The sequence below is a fragment of the Candidatus Bathyarchaeia archaeon genome (genome assembly GCA_035935655.1).
In the GTDB taxonomy this organism is placed as follows: Archaea; Thermoproteota; Bathyarchaeia; order 40CM-2-53-6; family 40CM-2-53-6; genus 40CM-2-53-6.
In genome coordinates this window covers 265,714-287,601 of record DASYWW010000037.1, presented here as the reverse complement: position 1 = coordinate 287,601, position 21,888 = coordinate 265,714, and the positions used below count along the sequence as shown (strand labels likewise).

The window sequence follows — 21,888 nt, the reverse complement described above, 5'->3', positions numbered from 1 at the left end:
GCTAATTCAACCGTTTGTCAGCTTTTTCAAGTATAAATTACTTCTAAAAATTTTAGTGAGATAGACGAAGTTGTCTTGGTCAGTTTTGGCGCGGGATATCCAGGGAATACTGCGCATTCCATAAGCACCCGGAGATAGCTACGTCCGACTTCTGGTAGCAAACTCTTATATCCGCTGTTGGGGGCCAACCCCAAATTAACTCACGGGTGTTACCCGCGGGCATGAAAAACCAAACCAAAATAGGTAAATGAAGCAAAATTGACACGTAAGTTTAGCCGTAAAACAGCCGTTTTAGTAGTAGCCCTCCTCCTGGTCGCCGTTCCGTTAGGATCATACGCCGCCTCAATCTTCGGAATTGGGACAATTCCATCTATACACCCTGTTCGAGCACTCCCCGGACCCCCCCTACTGGGCATAGACTGCGCGTATGGGAACTCTGCCGATGCACCAAATCCTTTCCCAACTCCCATCACGACCAAGGATTCGGACGGGAACCTAGACACGACCTGCCAGTGGACAGGCGATGTTGACAGTGACCCATTGTTTACGATGGACCCACTGGTTTCTGATAGTCCCGAGGTTGCTACCTCCGCTGGAGGGGGAGGAGTCATCATGAATGTTCTTTATACTAACGGGAATAACACGATTAATGCATTCGACATAACTCTCCAATATAATCCGGCTATTCTCAACTTCGTCCAATTTGACCAGACCGGCCTTCTTTTTGGCGGTAACGTTGGATGCCCCCCTGCTAATCCCTCGTGCACTCTTCAGCTAGCCTCAAGCGTGGATCGCGTGAACGGTGTAATTCGTCTCGCTCAGGCAATTGAAAGTGCTACGACTGGGGGGAATGGTGCTCCTTCTGTCAACTTCTTCCGTATGCGGTTTGACGTCGTTGGTGCCGGGGCTAGTCCGCTCACCATCACGAAGAGTATTGTTACTTTTGCTGTCGGACTGAATACTGGTCCTGAGTCTCACAATACTCAGAACGCCGTGTTTAGTACCATAGCTAACTTCAACTTCAACAACTCTCAACCGACGGGTAGCTTCAACGATACGTGGAGTTTCTCGCCGAATCCGGAAGTTGCGTTTGCTCCGATAACCTTCTCCGCAACACCCGCTGCCTGCAGCTACTGTGTTGCTCCGTTCACCTACCGTTGGGACTACAGTAGTTTTGACTCCTCCGGCTATGTTGCCAAGGTTAATGCTACTGGCCAGATTGTTACTGTGACTGCTCCACCTCAAGCGATTAACAGAGTAACTCTCACGGTTTCTGACTCTGCTGCTACTGCTCACACCATAACCGCTGTTAGACGTCTTCCTCTTGTTGGAGCCACTCAAGGACCAGCGAATATCGGCACTATAGGAACTCCTAGAGGAACGGCCACAGGACCTTTCAAGTCAGGTTACCTTGGTGGTGTTTCTGCTGAGTGTACCCTTGCAACATGCACTGGGACCGGATCCACCGGCTTCAGCGGCACTTGGGCGTTTTGTCCCAATGTTCGCGTAGGTCCCGTTTGCAGTAATCCGGCGCCAGCCGCGAGTGCTGACCCTACAAGCATCGCGGCCGTAACCTGGAACTTCGCTGGCCTCTATACTACAGCCTTCCGAGTCACCGACTCAGCCCCTACCCAGGTTGGAGGCCCACAGACAATCTTTCAGAACTTTCCGGTGAACGTCACCGGAACTCCGGTAGCTTTCACCGTGACCGCGTCACCCAACGCGACTAGCATTTCTGCAGGAAGAGCAGTGAATGTTACCGCCACGGCGCTCTATGTGGCCGCCTATCCGTTGAGCGTGAGGGCATCACTTTTCACATATGACTTCAATTGGGGCGACCAATCTCCCGATACTATTGTCACAGCGGGTAATGTAACTGCGCAGGTTCACACGTATGCATTTGGTGGAACCTTCATTGTCCGAGTAACTCCTCAGGAGACCGCGGCAGCTGCATCAACGAGCATCAAAGAGAATGGTTACTCCCCAGCAATAACAGTCTTTGACTACAGCCTTCTTGCGACTCCGAATTCAGCGACTATAGCACCTGGTGGAAGCACCAGCACAAGTCTCGTAGCGACTCTAATCCAAGGACCTACCCAATCCGTATCCTTCAAAGCGACAGGTGTACCGAAAAACGCCACTATTACTTTCACCCCGACCTCATGCAGCCCTACCTGCACAACTACAGTGGGGATCACGACGACGTCTACACTTCAAGCTGGAGTTTATGCGATCACCCTACAAGGGAATTCTACTGGAGGTCTTGTTAGAACAACAAGTTTCACGCTGACCGTTACGGGTGGCGCGCCACTTATCGTCGCTATCACCTGCCCGACAACGGGCACAGTTGGAACGGCAGTAACCTGCAGCGCAACCTCTTCTGGTGGAACAGGTGCGGTCACATTCGCGTGGACGGCCACTGGTGGCAGCCCTGCTACAGGGACTGGCGCTAGTTTCAGCACAACCTACAGCGTGAAAGGATCGAAGACGATCAGCGTTACGGGAACAGATTCCGCAACTCCAACACCCAACAGCCAAACGAAGTCCGCCGCCGTTACGATTAATCCGTTAACCTTGACTGTCACTCCTACCGTTCCAGCGACAGGAACCGTTGGGACAGCTGTTTCGGTTTCAGCATCAGCATCGGGTGGAACCTCGCCTTACACGTTCTCGTGGAACTTCGGTGACGGTACAGCGAACGTCGCGGGTGCGACAGCTACTCACACTTACACGGTGAAAGGCACCTACACTGTACGGGTAAACGCAACTGATACCAACGCGGTGATTGCCTCAGCATCCTCGGTAATCACTATAGCTGCACTTACACTGACCGTGACCCCGACCGTTCCGGCAACCGGCACTGTAGGAACCGCTGTTAGCGTATCAGCAACAGCATCGGGTGGAACCTCGCCTTACACGTTCTCGTGGAATTTTGGTGATGGAACTGCGAATGTTGCAGGAGCAACCGCGACTCACACCTACACTGTGAAGGGAACCTACACAATACGAGTCAACGCTACTGACACTAACGCTAAGATCGCATCCGCGTCCTCAACAATCACAATTGCACCACTGACTCTGACAGCAACTGCGACCGTCCCTGTGACAGGCACAGTAGGAACAGCGGTGTCTGTTTCCGCGAGCGCCTCTGGCGGCACTTCGCCTTACACCTTCTCGTGGAGCTTCGGTGACGGAACAGCAAAAGTAGCAGGCGCAACAGCGACCCACACTTACACAGTTAAGGGCACATACACTGTAAGAGTCAATGCGACCGATACCAACGCCAAGATAGCTTCCGCTTCCGCCACGATCACGATTGCTCCGTTGACTCTCGTCGTCACACCGACAGTTCCAGCTACTGGCACTGTTGGCACAGCAGTTAGCGTGTCGGCTGCCGCGTCTGGCGGAACTTCACCGTACACGTTCTCATGGAACTTCGGTGACGGCACAGCTAACGTTGCAGGCGCAACGGCGACTCACACTTACACTGTCAAAGGAACTTACACAGTAAGGGTTAATGCAACTGATACAAACGCAAAGATTGCATCTGCTTCCTCGACAATCACAATTGCACCTCTGACGTTGACGGTTACTCCGACCGTTCCAGCGACCGGAACTGTGGGTACTGCAGTTAGCGTTTCAGCTACCGCCTCTGGCGGAACCTCGCCATACACCTTCAGTTGGAACTTTGGCGATGGCACAGCGAACGTCGCTGGCGCCACAGCCACCCACACCTACACCGTTAAGGGAACGTATACTGTACGAGTAAACGCAACTGATACGAATGCTAAAATAGCATCCGCATCTGCGACGATCACAATAGCGCCACTCACTCTGACTGTTACACCTACTGTCCCAGCCACTGGAACAGTTGGAACAGCAGTCTCCGTATCGGCGACGGCCTCTGGTGGAACTTCGCCTTACACCTTCTCCTGGAACTTTGGCGACGGAACAGCGAATGTTGCCGGTGCAACTGCAACTCACACCTACACGGTGAAAGGAACTTACACTGTTAGAGTGAACGCCACGGACACCAATGCCAAGGTTGCTTCAGCCTCGTCAATCATCACCATCGCACCCCTGACATTGACAGTAACCCCGACCGTTCCAGCGACTGGAACAGTAGGGACAGCAGTTAGCGTCTCTGCGACAGCAAGCGGTGGAACAGCACCCTACACGTTCTCCTGGAGTTTCGGTGACGGGACCGCAAAGGTTGCCGGCGCTACTGCGACTCACACTTACACTGTCAAGGGAACTTACACAGTAAGGGTTAATGCAACTGATACGAACGCCAAAATCGCGTCCGCCTCCTCAACAATCACCATCGCACCATTGACATTGACGGTAACTCCGACGGTTCCTGCGACAGGAACAGTGGGCACCGCGGTTAGCGTATCTGCGACCGCCTCCGGCGGAACTTCGCCCTACACATTCTCTTGGAACTTTGGCGACGGCACAGCAAACGTTGCAGGAACTACTGCAACTCACACCTACACGGTCAAAGGAACTTACACAGTAAGAATAAACGCAACAGACACGAACGCAAAGATTGCATCCGCTTCATCCACCATCACAATCGCTCCGCTAACTCTGACCGTAACTGCGACTGTGCCTGCAACTGGCACAGTTGGAACTGCAGTTTCGGTTTCCGCATCGGCCTCAGGTGGAACAGCACCCTACACGTTCTCCTGGAGTTTCGGTGACGGGACCGCAAAGGTTGCGGGCGCCACTGCAACTCACACCTACACTGTCAAGGGTACATACACAGTCCGTGTGAATGCAACTGACACGAACGCCAAGATAGCGTCCGCATCTGCGACGATAACAATTGCACCTCTAACATTGACAGTCACTCCAACCGTCCCTGCTACAGGTACAGTTGGAACTGCGGTAAGCGTCTCTGCTACAGCCTCTGGTGGAACATCCCCATACACGTTCTCCTGGAACTTTGGGGATGGTACTGCGAACGTTGCAGGCGCAACAGCTACGCACACTTACACCGTGAAGGGTACATACACAGTGCGGGTCAATGCAACAGACACGAACGCGAAAATCGCGTCCGCTTCTTCGACGATCACCGTAGCCCCACTAACTCTAACGGCCACTACAACGGTCCCTGCGACCGGTACGGTTGGGACAGCAGTCTCAGTCTCTGCTTCTGCAACTGGCGGAACAGCACCCTACACCTTCAGCTGGAGCTTTGGCGATGGAACAGCGAAGGTCGCTGGAGCTACTGCAACCCACACCTACACTGTCAAGGGCACATACACCGTTCGAGTAAACGCAACTGACACCAACAGCAAGGTCGCATCTGCATCGGCTACAATCACAATCGCTCCACTCACCCTAACCGTAACCCCAACCATCCCTGCGACAGGAACAGTAGGTACTGCCGTGAGCGTTTCCGCGAGTGCCTCTGGAGGAACTTCACCTTACACGTTCTCATGGAACTTCGGTGATGGAACAGCGAACGTTGCGGGTGCGACTGCAACTCACACCTACACTGTCAAGGGTACATACACAGTCCGTGTGAATGCAACTGATACGAATGCGAAGATTGCTTCCGCTTCTTCGACTATCACAATCAGTCCGCAAGCGTTGACCTCGAGCTTCGTCTCCAGTCCAACGACCATTACACCAGGTAGCCCTGTCACATTCACCGCCACGACTTCCGGCGGCACTAGCCCGTACACGTATGCCTGGAACTTCGGCGATGGAACAACTGGAACCGGAAACCCAGTGTCTCACACATATGCGACTGCCGGACCGTTCACCGTAAGGGAGAACGTTACTGATATCAACGGCGCCAAATTCACAACCACGGCCCAAGTTGGAGGAACTCTAACAGTCTCGATCACATGCCCAGCGACCGGCACAGTTGGAACCGCGGTATCATGTTCCGCAACTGCCTCTGGAGGGACCCCACCGATTACTCTCACCTGGTCTGCCCCGGGCGGTAGCCCAGCGACAGGCTCAGGATCCACGTTCAGCACAACCTACAGCGTCAAGGGAACCGACACAATCACAGTAACCGCGACTGACTCCGCGACTCCGGCCAACACTAAGACCGCATCCGCAAATGTAGTAATCAGTCCTCTAACCCTCACCGTAACCGCGACCGTACCCGCAACAGGAACCGTCGGAACAGCAGTCAGTGTCTCCGCATCCGCATCCGGTGGAACTTCACCTTACACATTCTCCTGGAACTTCGGTGACGGCACAGCAAACGTTGCCGGGGCAACAGCTACTCACACATACACTGTCAAGGGTACGTATACCGTCAGGGTTAACGCGACAGACACTAACGCGAAGATTGCATCAGCGTCCTCAATAATCACAATCAGCCCACTTCCGATCGCAGTCACTCCAACGGTTCCGGCAACCGGCACAGTTGGAACAGCCGTGAGCGTCTCAGCAACGGCCTCCGGTGGAACCTCGCCCTATACGTTTAGTTGGAACTTCGGTGACGGCACAGGAAACGTAGCAGGCGCAACTGCAACTCACACCTACACGGTCAAGGGCACATACACGGTGAGAGTCAACGCGACAGACATTAACGCCAAGATCGCTTCTGCATCGTCGACTATTACAATTGCCCCACTGACTCTAGCAGTTAGCGCGACAGTTCCTGCAACAGGCACAGTCGGAACCGCGGTATCGGTCTCTGCATCAGCCTCAGGTGGAACTGCGCCGTACACCTTCAGCTGGAGCTTTGGCGATGGAACTGCGAAGGTCGCCGGTGCAACAGCAACCCATACGTACACAGTGAAAGGCACGTACACTGTCAGGGTTAACGCCACAGACACCAACGCGAAAATAGCTTCCGCGTCCGCAACGATCACAATTAGTCCGCTAACTCTCGCAGTATCCGCGACCATACCCGCGACTGGAACAGTGGGTACGGCAGTAAGCGTCAGCGCTTCTGCCAGCGGCGGGACATCGCCTTACACATTCTCCTGGAATTTCGGTGACGGCACGGCAAACGTGGCAGGAGCTACTGCAACTCACACCTACACGGTCAAAGGAACTTACACAGTAAGAGTGAACGCAACTGACACCAATGCGAAGATAGCTTCCACTTCAGGAACAATCACGATTAGTCCTCAAGCGCTCACTTCCAGCTTCGTCGCTAGCCCCACCACCATTACGCCCGGCAGCCCAGTCACCTTCACAGCCACCACCTCAGGTGGCACTAGCCCGTACACATACGCCTGGAACTTCGGCGACGGAACAACCGGCACCGGCAACCCAGTATCTCACACCTATTCAACTGCAGGACCCTTCACGGTAAGGGAGAACGTCACCGACATCAACGGCGCCAAATTCACAACCACGGCCCAAGTCGGAGGAACACTCACAGTCACAATAACATGCCCAGCTACAGGCACAGTCGGAACAGCGGTATCCTGCTCTGCGACAGCATCAGGCGGAACACCACCCATCACTCTCACCTGGTCTGCTCCGGGCGGTAGCCCAGCCACAGGCAGTGGAGCCACGTTCAGCACGACTTACAACGTCAAGGGAACATACTCGATCACCGTAACAGCCACAGACTCCGCAACCCCGGCGAACACGAAGAGTGCTTCGTCGAGCATTGCAATCAGCCCACTCACCCTAGCCGTCACTGCAACTGTTCCAAGCACAGGCACGGTCGGGACACCAGTCAGTGTCTCCGCATCCGCGTCCGGCGGAACATCCCCATACACGTTCAGCTGGAACTTTGGAGACGGCACAGCAAACGTCGCCGGCGCTAGCGCGTCCCACACTTACACCGTCAAGGGAACATACACAGTAAGAGTAAATGCAACAGACACGAACGCCAAGATTGCCTCAGCTTCATCATCGATAACAATAGCCGCGCTCCCATTGACTGCAAGCTTCACTGTCAGCGCTAACCCTACTGTAGGTAGCCCAGTAACCTTTACCGCAACGGTAACCGGCGGAACAACTCCGTACTCATACACGTGGAACTTTGGCGACGGCTCTGCACTAGGAACCGGCAACCCAGTCAGCCACACCTACACGACCAAGGGTAGCAGAACAGTCGTCCTCTCAGTAGCCGACTCGAACACAGCAACGGCATCAGCCCAGCAAGCGGTCACAGTCGCACCACTCGCACTCGCAGTATCAATCACCGGCCCGACAACAAGCTCAGTGGGAACGGCAAACTCCTTCAGCGCCACCGCAACAGGTGGAACCGCACCGTACACGTTCTCGTGGACCTTCGGCGACGGCACGACCGGAACAGGTAGCCCAGTATCTCACACCTACACAGTGAAGGGCACATACACCGTGACCATTACTGCAACTGACGCGAACGCTAAGACTGCAACGGCATCCGCGACCATAACTATCACACCACTCCTACTCACCATATCTGCCACAGTCCCAACAAGCGGGACAGTTGGAACACCAGTCAGCGTTTCTGCAACATGCGGCGGCGGAACAGCACCGTGCACCTTCTCCTGGAGCTTTGGTGACGGAACAGCAAAGGTCGCTGGAGCTACTGCAACCCACACCTACACTGTCAAGGGCACATACACAGTCAGGGTAAACGCGACTGATGCAAACAGCAAGATTGCATCGGCCTCAGCAGTCATCACCATAAGCCCACTCTCCCTAACCGTCACACCAACAGTTCCAACAACCGGAACCGTCGGTACCCCAGTTAGCGTCTCCGCAACCGCCTCAGGCGGAACTGCGCCATACACATTCTCTTGGAACTTTGGCGACGGCACAGCAAACGTAGCAGGCGCAACTGCAAGCCACACCTACACGGTCAAGGGCACATACACAGTAAGAGTCAACGCCACTGACACCAACGCGAAGATCGCGTCCGCATCCTCGACCATCACCATCAATCCACTAACACTGACGACGGACTTCACGTCCAGCCCATCAACGATAACACCTGGCACTCCAGTTACCTTCACAGCCACAACCTCGGGCGGAACGACCCCATACTCCTACTCGTGGAGTTTTGGTGACGGATCGGCGAAGGCCACTAGCAACCCAGTCTCTCACACCTATGCGACCGCGGGACCGTTCACCGTCGTGGAGAACGTGACCGACACCAACGGCAAACTCGCAACCGCAACCCACCAAGTTGGAGGCGCCTTGCAAGTAACGATTACCTGCCCAACGACAGGAACAGTTGGAACAGCCGTAACTTGCACCGCAACTGCATCTGGCGGAACACCACCCATTACCTTCGCCTGGACAGCAACCGGTGGAAACCCACCATCCGGCAGTGGATCATCATTCACTACAACATACAACGTGAAAGGAACGTACGTGATCAGCGTAACCGCTACCGACGCTGCAAGTCCAACCCACAACACTGCGACTAAATCTGCATCAGTAGTTATCGCACCCCTCGCACTCACCGTGAGCGCAAGCGGCCCCGCAACAGGTACAGTCGGAACATCGGTCAGCTTCACAGCTACTGCTTCAGGCGGAACATCCCCATACACGTTCAACTGGACCTTCGGTGACGGCACAACAGGAACGGGCAGTCCAGTATCCCATACCTACACTGTGAAGGGAACCTACACAGTCAAGGTCAACGCAACCGATACAAACGGCAAGGTCGCGTCAGGCTCCACCACCATAACAATCAGCCCACTCACACTGATGGTCAGTGCAACCATTCCTACAGCAGGCACAGCTGGAACACCAATCAGTGTCTCCGCATCCGCTTCAGGCGGAACCTCACCCTACACCTTCTCCTGGAACTTCGGTGACGGGACAGCAAACGTTGCAGGCGCAACCGCAACTCACACCTACAGTGTCAAAGGAACGTTCACGATCAAGGTCAACGCTACGGACAGCAACAGCAAATTAGCCTCGACTTCAGGCTCGATAGTGATATCCCCAGGACAAGCACTGACAGTCACTCCCACAGCTCCAACGACAGGTACTGTTGGCTCTCCTGTGAGTGTCTCTGCCACCGCCTCAGGCGGCACTGCGCCCTATACTTTCAGCTGGAACTTCGGTGACGGGACAGCAAACGTTGCAGGCGCAACCGCAACCCACACCTACACTGTCAAAGGAACCTACACTGTCAAGGTCAACGCGACAGACTCCAACGGAGCACGCGCCTCCGCCTCCGCAACGATCACAATCGCTCCACTCACCCTCACTGTAAGCTTCACAGTCAGCGCCAACCCAACAGTTGGCAGCCCAGTCACATTCACCTCAACCACCTCAGGTGGCACATCCCCATACACGCACAGCTGGAACTTCGGAGACGGCACAATCCTTGCCAACGGTCCCGTAGTAACTCACACCTACACAGCGAAGGGAACCTACCAAGTCTCCGTCACCGTAACAGACACGAACGCCAAGACAGCTAACTCGGGCCAAGCCGTCTCAGTAGCACCACAAGCCCTGACAGCAACTTTCAGCTTCGCACCAACATCACCAGCTGCAGGCCAACAAGTAACATTCACAGCCAGCGCCTCCGGCGGCACGAGTCCCTACACGTTCTCCTGGAGCTTCGGCGACGGCAGTGCAAAGGCCGCGGGTAGCCCAGCCAGCCACATCTACGCGTCCGCAGGCACCTTCACTGTAACCTTGAACACAACAGATACCAACGGCAAGCTCTTCACAACCAGTCAGACCATTACAGTCCAGCCAGCACAACTAACGGTTGACTTCACGTTCACCCCAACTGCACCCTCAGTCGGCCAATCAGTAAGCTTCACCGCCACCTCCACTGGAGGAACCCCGCCAGTCAGCTTCAGCTGGACCTTCGGCGACGGATCGACAGGCACTGGAACAACAACATCCCACACCTACACAGTGAAAGGGACCTTCACCGTCACGCTAACGGGAACCGACAGCTCAAGCCCAACTAAGACCGCATCCGCAACTCACACGGTTACAGTAACCCCACTAGCACTGACATCAGACTTCACCTTTACACCTACAGCACCATCCACGGGACAGTCAGTAACATTCTCCGCCACAGTATCCGGTGGCACTGCACCGTACTCCTACGCATGGAGCTTCGGCGACGGCATGACCGGATCGAGCAACCCAGCAAGTCACACCTACACGACGAAGGGCACATTCACGGTGACGCTAACCGTTACTGATACCAACGGCAAGACAGCAACTGCAAGCCACTCAATCACAGTCACACCACTTGCACTAACAACCGACTTCACATTCAGCCCAACCTCACCGACCCTCAACCAGCAAGTAACGTTCACCGCAACCGTCTCAGGCGGAACAGCGCCATACTCCTACGCATGGAGCTTCGGCGACGGAACCACAGGAACGGGCAACCCCGCAACCCATGCCTACGCGACAGCCAACACCTACACCGTAACACTCACCGTCACCGATACAAACACGAAGACCGCCACCGCAACCCACACAGTCACAGTGTCCAATGTCGCGCAGCAGCTCACAGCTGACTTCGGGCCAACCGACACGATTGTCGGCAGCACGCAATTCGTGGCAGTCATCAGTGGCGGCACATCGCCATACAGCTGCTCATGGAGCTTCGGCGACGGAACAGCCAAGGACACATCCAGCTGCACACCAACCCACAACTACATCGCATCAGGAACCTTCACAGTCAACCTCAATGTCACCGACAGCGCCAGCAGCACAGCAACCGCAACTCACGCTGTACTCGTGGAAGCGGCCCCGAGCACTACAGTCGGATTCAACCACAAGGTCAAGTTCGGCCAATCACAAACATTCACAGTGACAGTCACCAACCCGACCAGCTTCACAGTGACCGCCAACGTCACACTCGACGTGTTCGACCAAATGACCGGGTTACTGGTGCAGGAGTTCTTCAACAGCGGAACAATCTCACCAAGTGGCTCGATGACATTCACCTTCACCTTCAACTCCGCAGTACGAGCGCACTACAGTTTCATCGAATCTACAGTGTACAGTGCCACAATACCAGTCGGCGCAGGAACCACACAAACAACCACAGTCACCGGATCAGACGCGTCGATAGCGGGCAACTTCAAGTTCAAGTAGACCGAGAAAAACGGTCTACTTTCCTTTCCCCTTTTCTTGGGACGCACACACTCTATCTAACATATGAAAAAAGTGGGAGAAATGCAGGGCATCGCCAGACTATCTGCACTTCTCTTACTGATCCTAATTCTACCAATCACGTCCACTATTCAGATCATACCTGCCGAAGGGCAGATACAACCTGGCCCTATTCTCAATATCTCGATTAGCAACGCCCAAAGATTTACAAACACTCAAAATCGGGATTTCCAGCCTGCGGTAATCCAAGGATTAGATGGAACTGCCTGGGTCTTCTGGGAATATGTTGCTTTCAACGGGAGATCCTCTCTCCCAGTCATCGATTATCGAACGAGCTCTAATCCATCTCCCGTTTACAACGCCTCAAATTGGTCTGGGAACCAGGTCCTCTCGCAGACTCCTCTTAGCCAAAATGTGTCCCCCTCTGCTAGTCAATTCCGAAATGGGACCATATACGTGTCATTCTCCTCAAACAGAACCGGTAACTACAATATCTTTCTCAAGCAGTATACCCCTGGACCAGGATGGTCATCTGATCGACAGGCGACGCTTGGCAACCTTGACCAGTTAGGATCCTCTGTGGTCGCTGCAAGCGACAGTAGTCTCTGGTTGTTCTACGACCGGGCCCTCAACCCTACAACTTCCAACATCTTCTACAAAGTTGGCAAGGGAGGATCGTGGTCGACAGAGACCCCTCTTACCACAGATGCATCCTCGATTCAGAACACTCAACCGTCCGCGTACCAGATGAACGACGGGAGTGTTTGGATGATATACACCCGAACAGATTCCGCCACAGGCATCGGCAACATTTACTACAAGATATTCTCCAACAACGTGTGGACCGGACCCTTCCAGCTTACCTCGGGAACTAATAGCGATGGACATCCCGCCATCTCGCAGGACAGCAATACCACGATTTGGGTATCTTGGAGCCGAGAACTCCCAACTAGCGGAAGCTCTTTTCAGTTTGATGTCTTTTACAATTATTCTGTTAACGGAGGAACTAGCTGGGCAGGCGAAACGAACCTAACGAATGATGTGGGATGCACTAGCCCCTGTCCAGAGGATATGAATCCAAATTTTGCTCAGATGAGAGATGGGCGAGTCTATCTCTTCTGGTCGACCAACAGGGACCCTCAGATGTACTGGAATCTCTATTATGCAACAACAAATCCTATGCCCTTCCACCACGTAGCCGTGACCGCTCTCTTAGCCAGCCCAATGAAGATCAGAGAAGCTGCCGTGCCAAGCGTCTCTGCTGTGATAACTGTTAATGTTACGGTGGCAAACTTGGGGACTTTTCCAGAAAGCTTCTGGCTCTTCGTGAAGGGTACTAACGCCACCTCCAGGACGATCGCGGCCCAGTTTCTCAGTCTTGCCGCAGGAGACATATTGCCTTTGAGCATTCAGTGGAACACGAACGGAATTCCCCCGGCCAGGTACCGATTGTCCGCGAACGTTGTGATACCAGCAACTGAGAAGCAGATTGTCACTGGCGACAATATCATGACCGGTGGTATTCTGTGGCTTTGTCCTCCGGGCGACATTACCTTGGACGGTAGAGTTGATATTCTGGACGGCGCTGCTGTGGCCTACGCCTTCGGGTCGACGCCTGGAAGCCCCTTGTGGAACCCTAATGCGGACCTGACCGGCGATGGTATTGTCGACATTCTGGATGCGTCAATCGTGGCCCTCTGGTTCGGAACGGTAACCTGAGACAGAGGACACAATAACCCATGGCTTGCGACTTCCCTAGAAATAATGGTCCCATGCTCTGGGCCTAGTCCGAGTGCCGCAGAGAGCACTCCGCCTAGAGAATCCTTATTCTTCGGATGCCCCCTCATCTATTGTATCGAAGAGAAACATGCGAGCAATCTCGAGATCACTCCGGGTTGCAGTTTTCGTCCTGCTTTCGCTGGTCATTTTCATCAACTCACAACAGTCAGTTGTCGCTCCAAATTCTCCCTTGGCTGTGAGCGTCTACAGCGAGGACTTGTCCACGTCGAATATTGTGAGTCCGTCGCTGGTTTCTGGACAGAGTTTCAACGTGTCGATCTTGGCCGCGAATCTTTCTGCTGTGTCAGATCAGAATTCGGGAGGAGTATCGGGCTTTGATATTGGGCTAGCGTACAATTCCAGCATTCTGAAGGTCGGTGGTACCTGGTCCACGGGCCCTCAGTGTCCACTGTCCGACAATTGTATCTTTGATATGCCTGCAAACAACACAGTCACGATCAGTCACGCGATCGATTCCCCACCGGGAGCATCTCGGATTGGAGTCCTAGTTTTAGGACCAAAGCACAGACCAGATCTTTCGAATTTGCAAGGACTCCCCGCACTTCTTTTCCGTGTCCAATTTATTATCAAAGGGATTGGCGCAACTTCGATCAGTATTCAGCAAGCATCATCGCAAATAACCGGTTTCATAAACGGATGTGGAAACCTGATCCCGTTCACTGTAACAAACGCTCATTTCGACAATAGATCTCCTTTCGCGATCCAAGCATCTCCGCCGACAGGGTCTGTGACTCAAGGCAGGGGTCTGACAGTCGCAGTGAATGTTACACGGACAAACAATCTTGGGAATGGCACGGTAACTCTGTTGCTCAGTAATGCGGTCAATGGAACTGGCTACGTTTTTAGTCCGCGAACTGGTAATCTAAATGCTACTCACCAGAGTTTTCTTTCTAGTCTCACCATAACCACGGCACCGACAACTTTGGTCGGGAGACACCTTCTCACAATTATTGGGGTACTACAGAATTATCCCCAGTACAACCTCGACTTCTCACTAGACGTTACCTCTGGGATCGCTCCCTATGTCGCCGGCCCGCCCGCCGGCACTAGTGGTCATGTGAATTCGGCCCAACTTCCGAACTCAACGCCACTCTCTTCATCGTCATTGATAGCAACCTTCAATCTTGACTCTCCCTCCGTCATTGTCAATAGCCTCGTCAAACTCTCCGCTCTTGCAGTGTGGTGCAGCTCGTCCCCCTACAATCTGCGTTGGGACTTTGGCGACGGCTCGAGCGGGACAGGCAACTCTGTCTCCCACGCTTACTCGAGGGCTGGAACCTTCACTATCACGCTCACACTCACAGATAACGGAAACACCTACACATCATCACGCGATGTGACAGTAACCTCGCCCTCCGCTCCGTCTCCATCAGCCAGCCTAGACCTATACTCCACACTTGCCGTAGGCTTGGCCGGCTTTGTTGTAATTGTACTAGTCCTCGCTGTAATAATGAAACCTCGCCGACGAAAGAATTTTCGCTAGTCGATATTGATCGGGTGAAGAGTGAGATTGCAAAACTAAACCAGGCGATTTCTTTGGATAACCAAAGTGCTACAGATGTTCCTTGAGGTATACAGAGCCCGATCAACATAAGAACCCTTATCAACGACAAACAACCAAAACAGTTTTCGACTACATTGACGGGTCATAGTTTGTTCGGTATATCTGAGGTTATTTGTCTATGAGAATCCGTGGTAGTTTGAAATCTATCTTTGTGGCTGTTTTGCTCGTTCTGGCAACGCTTACGGCTAGCTCGGCCGCATCGAGCCTTCTAAGTGGGAATTATCTCCCGAGTGCTCACACGGTTAAGGCTCTTCCGGGACCTCCGGTTCTTGGAATAGATTGTGCTCTGGGGAACTCCGCTGACGCTCCGAATCCTTTCCCTACTCCGATATCGACGAAAGACTCGGACGGAGTCATTGACTCAACCTGTCAGTGGACCGGCGATTTTGACGGTGACCCGGCTTTTACCATGGACCCTCTGGTTTCTGATAGTCCCGAAACTGCTGCAGCAGGCTTGGGTGGCGGGGTCATCATGAACGTCCTCTACACTAACGGCAATAATACCATAAATGCGTTCGACGTTACGCTGCAGTACAATCCGGCCGTTCTCAACTTCGTTCAGTTTGACCAGATCGGTCTTCTATTTGGTGGGAATGCTGGTTGCCCCGCTGCAAATCCGTCATGTACTCTCGGTCTAGCAAATACCGTAGATCGTGTGAATGGCGTTGTTCGTCTTGCTCAAGCTATTGAAAGTGTAACGACGGGCGGTTCTCCTAACACCGTTGAGTTCTTCCGTATGCGGTTTGACGTTGTGGGCGCTGGAAATAGTGCGCTCACTTTCACGAAGAGTATTGTTACTTTCGCCGTAGGATTAAACACTGGCCCTGAGGCTCATAATGTCCAGAACGGTTCGTTCAATACTTACGCTAACTTCCTATTTCCAACGCCACCTCCTGGAACCTTCGATGAATCTTGGAGTTTCTCGCCGAATCCTGAGGTTCCATTTTTCCCAATTACTTTCTCCGCAACAGCCGCTTCTTGCAGTTATTGCACAGCTCCGTTCACCTACAATTGGGATTTCAGCAGTTTTGACTCGTCCGGATACATTGCAAAGGTCAACGCAACTGGACAGACTGTCATTGTTACGGCGCCCCCTCAGGCCATCAACCGAGTTACTCTTACGGTCACCGACTCCGCCGCGCACAGCATAACTGCCGTCAGAAGGTTGCCACTAGTTGGAGCCACGCAAGGACCCGCCACGGCTGCTACTGGCACAGTTTCAACTTCATTCAAGTCTGGTTATCTTGGTGGGGTTTCCGCCGAGTGTAGTGGTGCTACTTGCGCCGGGACTGGGTCATCGGGGTTCAGCGGTAGTTGGAGGTTCTGTCCCGGTAACATCCGTCTTCTTACTGTCTGTAGCAATCCGTTTGCTGCAGCGAGCACGGATCCTTCGAACGTTCCGGGCATTACTTGGAATTTTGCTGGAGTTTACAACACAGTTTTCTCCGTCACCGACTCTTCAGGAAGCCAGCTGGGCGGGCCTCAAACCACAACACAGGCCTTTCCGGTAAATGTTACCGGGACGCCTGCGGCGTACACTGTGACGGTTACCTCTGACAAGACAAGTATCAATGCCGGCTCTGTAGTAAATGTAACTGCTGTTACGGCGTACGCAACTGCCTACCCATTGGGCTTCATGGCGAGCTTGTTCACGTACGTCTTTCACTGGGGTGATGGTAGCCCCGACACCACTGTCAGTGGCACAACAGCTGCCTTCGCACTTCACACCTACGCGTTCGGTGGCAGTTTCGTTGTTCGTGTCACACCTCAGGAGTCGGCGGCGGCTGCACCAACCAGTATCAAGGAGAACGGATTTTCTCCAGTAATAACGGTCTTTGACTATGGTCTCCAGGTGACCCCGAATCCGATCACTGTAGTTGCCGGTTCAGGCACCACTGCGAGTCTCTCCGCCACTCTCACCGGGGGAGCATCTCAATCAGTTTCATTCGTTGTGACAGGCCAGCCTGCGGGCACCACTGTCACGCTGGCACCAACATCATGCGCTCTATCATGCACCTCGCAGGTGAATGTCGTAACCACCTCCGCCGCGCTTGCAGGAACCGCGGCGATTACGATTACCGGCACCGCCTCGGGAGGTCTCATCAAAACGACAGCCTTCAACCTCAAGATTACGCTGGCAGTCGCGATAAATTGTCCCTCGACTGGGACCGTTGGTGTTGCGGTCACTTGCACTGTGACCACGACGGGTGGAACAGCTCCGGTCGGATTCGCTTGGACAGCTACGGGCGGGAACCCTGCTTCAGGAACCGCAGCAACTTTTACCACAACATACAGTACGCCGGGACCACAACAAATCAGCGTTACTGCAACCGACTCCGCCCCGGTCCCGAACACCGGAACTGCTAGTGCTACCGTAACAATCAGCGCAGCCACACCATTTACAGTTACGATGACATGTCCTCTGACCGGAACCGTTGGCACAGCTGTCGCGTGCACCGCTACATCCTCGGGTGGAACAGGAGTGGTCACTTTCTCATGGACTGCTACTGGCGGTAGTCCAGCGTCGGGCACCGGAGCATCATTCAGCGCAACTTATAGTGTAAAGGGAGCGAAGACTATCAGCGTAACTGGTACGGACTCTGCAACCCCGACACATGCTAGCGATACAAAATCTGCATCGGTCACCATCGCAGCTCTGGCCTTGAGTGTTACACCTACAGTTCCGACGACCGGGACAGTTGGCAGCGCAGTCAGCGTTTCTGCGACTGCCACTGGTGGCACCTCGCCCTACACCTTCTCCTGGGACTTTGGCGACGGTAGTGCCGTAGTCATGGGAGCAACAGTGTCGCACACGTACACCGCGAAGAACACTTTCGTCGTCAAGGTAACCGTCACTGACGCGAACTCTGTCACAGCATCCAACACGGCATCAATAACAGTCAGTCCTCTTGCCCTAGCAACTGACTTTACGTTCCCCGCAACAATAACCCCAGGTGCTGCTGCCAGCTTCACTGCGACAACAACAGGCGGAACAGCGCCATACACTTACGCGTGGACATTCGGCGACGGAGCAACGGGAACGGGCAACCCCGCGAGTCACTCCTATTCCTCATCCGGACCCTTCACTGTCTCTGTTACTGCTACTGATGCGAACGCTAAGACAGCCACAGCTTCTCACTCAGTAGGCCAGGCGACACCCCTCACTGTAACAATAACCTGCCCGACAACGGGAACCGTTGGAACTGCTGTCGCATGCAACGCTTCATCATCAGGCGGAACCGGCACAGTCACGTTCGCTTGGACCGCAACAGGTGGCTCGCCTGCGTCAGGCACCGGATCCACCTTCAGCACAACTTACAATGTGAAAGGCTCACACAGCATTAGTGTGACAGGAACTGACTCTGCAACTCCAACGCCGAACACTCAGACAAAATCGGCCAGTGTCCTGATTAGCGCACTAGCTCTCACCGTTACTCCGACAGTTCCCGCAACCGGCACTGTCGGCACCTCAGTAAGCGTCTCCGCGACTGCCTCAGGCGGAACATCACCTTACACGTTCTCTTGGGACTTTGGCGACGCAACTGCTGTAGTTCCAGGCGCCACGGCCACCCACACTTACACGGCAAAGGGAACTTTCACGGTCAAGGTTACCGTCACTGACATGAACGCGGTCACTGTGTCGAACACTGCGTCGATCACAATTGCGGCGCTCACCCTCGCCACCGACTGGACTATCAGTCCAACAACCGTAACTGCCAATACCCCGATAACCTTCACCGCCACCACAACCGGCGGAACAAGCCCATACGGGTACGCGTGGGCGTTCGGTGACGGAACAACCGGCACAACAAACCCGATCACTCACACCTACACCACCACCGGACCCTTCACCGTCGTCCTGACAGTCACTGATGCAAATACGAAGACCGCGACCGCAACTCATACGATCGGTTCAGCCCCGCCCTTCACCGTCACGATCACATGCCCCACCACAGGAACCGTCGGAGCGGCAGTCAACTGCACCGTCTCTGCAACAGGAGGCACAACACCCTACACCTTCGCCTGGACGGCCACAGGCGGATCCCCAGCCTCTGGCACCGGAGCAACTTTCAGCACAACCTATAGCGTGAAGGGAATGAAGACCATCAGCGTAGCCGGCACAGACTCCGCAACTCCAACAGCAGCCACCGATACGAAATCCGCCTCCGTCAACATCGCAGCCCTGGCCTTAACCGTTACACCCACAGTTCCGACGACCGGCACAGTTGGCACATCAGTCAGTGTTTCCGCGACAGCGACCGGTGGAACCTCACCGTACACGTTCACCTGGGACTTTGGCGATGGATCTGCAACGGTCACCGGCGCCTCCGCATCGCACACGTACACCGCGAAGAACACTTTCGTCGTCAAGGTAACCGTCCTAGATGCGAATGTTGTTTCGGCGTCAAATACCGCATCAATAACAGTCAGTCCTCTTGCCCTGGCAACCGACTTTACCTTCCCGGCCACAATAACTCCTAACGTTGCCGCTACGTTCACGGCGACGACGACCGGTGGAACCGCACCCTACACCTACGCTTGGACCTTTGGCGACGGAGGAACCGGAACAACCAACCCGGTTAGCCACACCTATGCGAGCACTGGCCCGTTCACAGTTGTCTTGACAGTCACCGATGCTAACGCGAAGACTGCCACCGCAACCCACACAGTCGGCTCCGCCCCAGTATTCACCGTGACAATCAACTGCCCTGCAACCGGAACAGTAGGGACAGCGGTCGCATGCACAGCCTCATCATCAGGCGGAACCGGCACAGTCACCTTCGCATGGACAGCGACGGGTGGAAGTCCTGCTTCAGGCACCGGCTCTAGTTTCAGTACCACTTACAATGTGAAGGGAACTGTCACGATTAGTGTAATCGGAACCGATTCTGCAACTCCTACACCCAACATTCAATCAAAGTCCGCGAGTGTCATAATAGCCGCGCTCGCATTGACAACGGACTTCACAGCAAGCCCAACACCAATAGTAGCGAACAGCCCAGTCACATTCACCGCCACAACCAGCGGCGGGACACCAGCGTACACATACTCCTGGACCTTCGGCGACACAACAACGGGCACAGGAAACCCGGCTGCTCACACATACTCGACCACAGGACCATTCACCGTCGTCGAGACAGTAACTGATGCGAACGGCATTACAGCCTCTGCAACCCATACGATTGGATCTGCAGCCGCACTAGCAGTCACAATCAACTGCCCAGCCGCGGGAACCGTTGGCACTCCACTTAACTGCACCGCAACATCCACCGGTGGAACCGGCACAGTCACGTTCTCGTGGACAGCGACCGGAGGCACTCCATCATCCGGCATAGGAGCAAGCTTCACGACAACATACAGTGTCAAGGGAACAGTAAGCATCAGTGTAACAGGAACAGATTCCGCAACACCAATCCCGAACACTCAGACAAAATCCGCCAGCATCACGATGGCCGCAGTCGCATTATCAGCTGACTTCACCTTCTCTCCAACAACACCAACCAACGCGACACTAGTAACTTTCACAGCGACTGTCACAGGCGGAACCGCTCCGAACACGTACACCTGGAGCTTTGGCGACACCACCACAGGAACCGGCAACCCAGCAACACACACCTACGTGACACCGGGAACCTTCATTGTTATGCTGACAGTAACCGACATGAACGGCGTTTCAACAACCGCAACTCACTCGGTAACTGTCACGAGTACAGTGACCGGCAAGGCAGTCATGTTGACCTTCCAGGCCTTCGACATTGACGATTGCGATAACGGTGTTGGACAGCTGAACGTCAGCGTTAACGGACACATGATTGTCAACCTGCCACCTTGCATCCCCGGCGGCAAGGATAACTCTGCGTTCGAGAACAAGTTCGTCAGCTTCGGACCCTTCGACATAACTGCTTTCGTGGTCCAGGGAATGAACACCGTACAGTTCACAAGCCCACCCCCGGGACACTTCGCCCTCGTCAAGAACGTCACCGTAACACAAGGCAACACCATACTCCTCCACGTAAACGGCGCCCGCTTCGTCACCGGCGATCATCCCGCTACCTTCACCTTCTCGAATCCACCCCTGGTCGTAACGAGCTACACGGTAAACCCGACGCCTGTTATCCAGGGAGCGACAGTGACCTTCACCGCGACATTCACCGGCGGCTCAGCCCCATTCGCCTGCAGCTTCACATTCGGCGATGGCGCACCAGCCGTTGTTGCAACGACCAGCACCGGAACATGCAGCGCAACTCACAGCTATGATGACAATGGATTCTTCATGGCTCGCGTAAAGATCACAGGCCAAGCATCCACCGACGTTGTCAGAGTATTTCTCCCTGTCACTGTTCTCGAGAACAACACGAACGACGCCAGCGCACTGCTGCTATCTAACGGGACTCTCGTCGCTTCCAAAGACAACTAGAATCCAAAACTCCACTTTTCTCTTCTCAGTCTATTTTTGCGCTCGAGCTGGCGCTACAAATACCGTCAAGTCCGGCCTTCGG

The 21,888-nt window shown here is 54.2% G+C and carries 4 protein-coding genes; all 4 read left to right on the top strand.

Annotated elements, in window-relative coordinates; genetic code table 11:
- The first annotated feature begins 258 nt into the window (after positions 1-258).
- The 4 genes from VGS11_06655 to VGS11_06640 all read left to right on the top strand — a co-directional run bounded on the left by VGS11_06655 (position 259) and on the right by VGS11_06640 (position 21,806).
- The gene (locus tag VGS11_06655) at positions 259-12,006 is read left to right on the top strand and encodes a PKD domain-containing protein (GenBank protein HEV2119765.1); all 11,748 of its coding nucleotides are present in this window, start codon (positions 259-261) and stop codon (positions 12,004-12,006) included.
- Between the two features lie 63 nt (positions 12,007-12,069).
- Positions 12,070-13,743: a dockerin type I domain-containing protein gene (locus tag VGS11_06650; protein ID HEV2119764.1), complete on the top strand. Its 1,674-nt coding sequence runs from the start codon at positions 12,070-12,072 to the stop codon at positions 13,741-13,743.
- 148 nt (positions 13,744-13,891) lie between these two features.
- The gene (locus tag VGS11_06645; GenBank protein HEV2119763.1) at positions 13,892-15,307 is read left to right on the top strand and encodes a PKD domain-containing protein; all 1,416 of its coding nucleotides are present in this window, start codon (positions 13,892-13,894) and stop codon (positions 15,305-15,307) included.
- A gap of 217 nt (positions 15,308-15,524) precedes the next feature.
- Positions 15,525-21,806 carry a PKD domain-containing protein gene (locus VGS11_06640; protein ID HEV2119762.1) on the top strand — a complete coding sequence of 2,094 codons (6,282 nt, stop codon included), beginning with the start codon at positions 15,525-15,527 and terminating at the stop codon, positions 21,804-21,806.
- The last annotated feature ends 82 nt before the right edge of the window (positions 21,807-21,888 follow it).

Bases quoted from the DNA above. Each gene is read 5' to 3' on its own strand.
- VGS11_06645 (HEV2119763.1), top strand. From the start codon at position 13,892: ATGCGAGCAATCTCGAGATCACTCCGGGTTGCAGTTTTCGTCCTGCTT.
- VGS11_06650 (HEV2119764.1), top strand. From the start codon at position 12,070: ATGAAAAAAGTGGGAGAAATGCAGGGCATCGCCAGACTATCTGCACTT.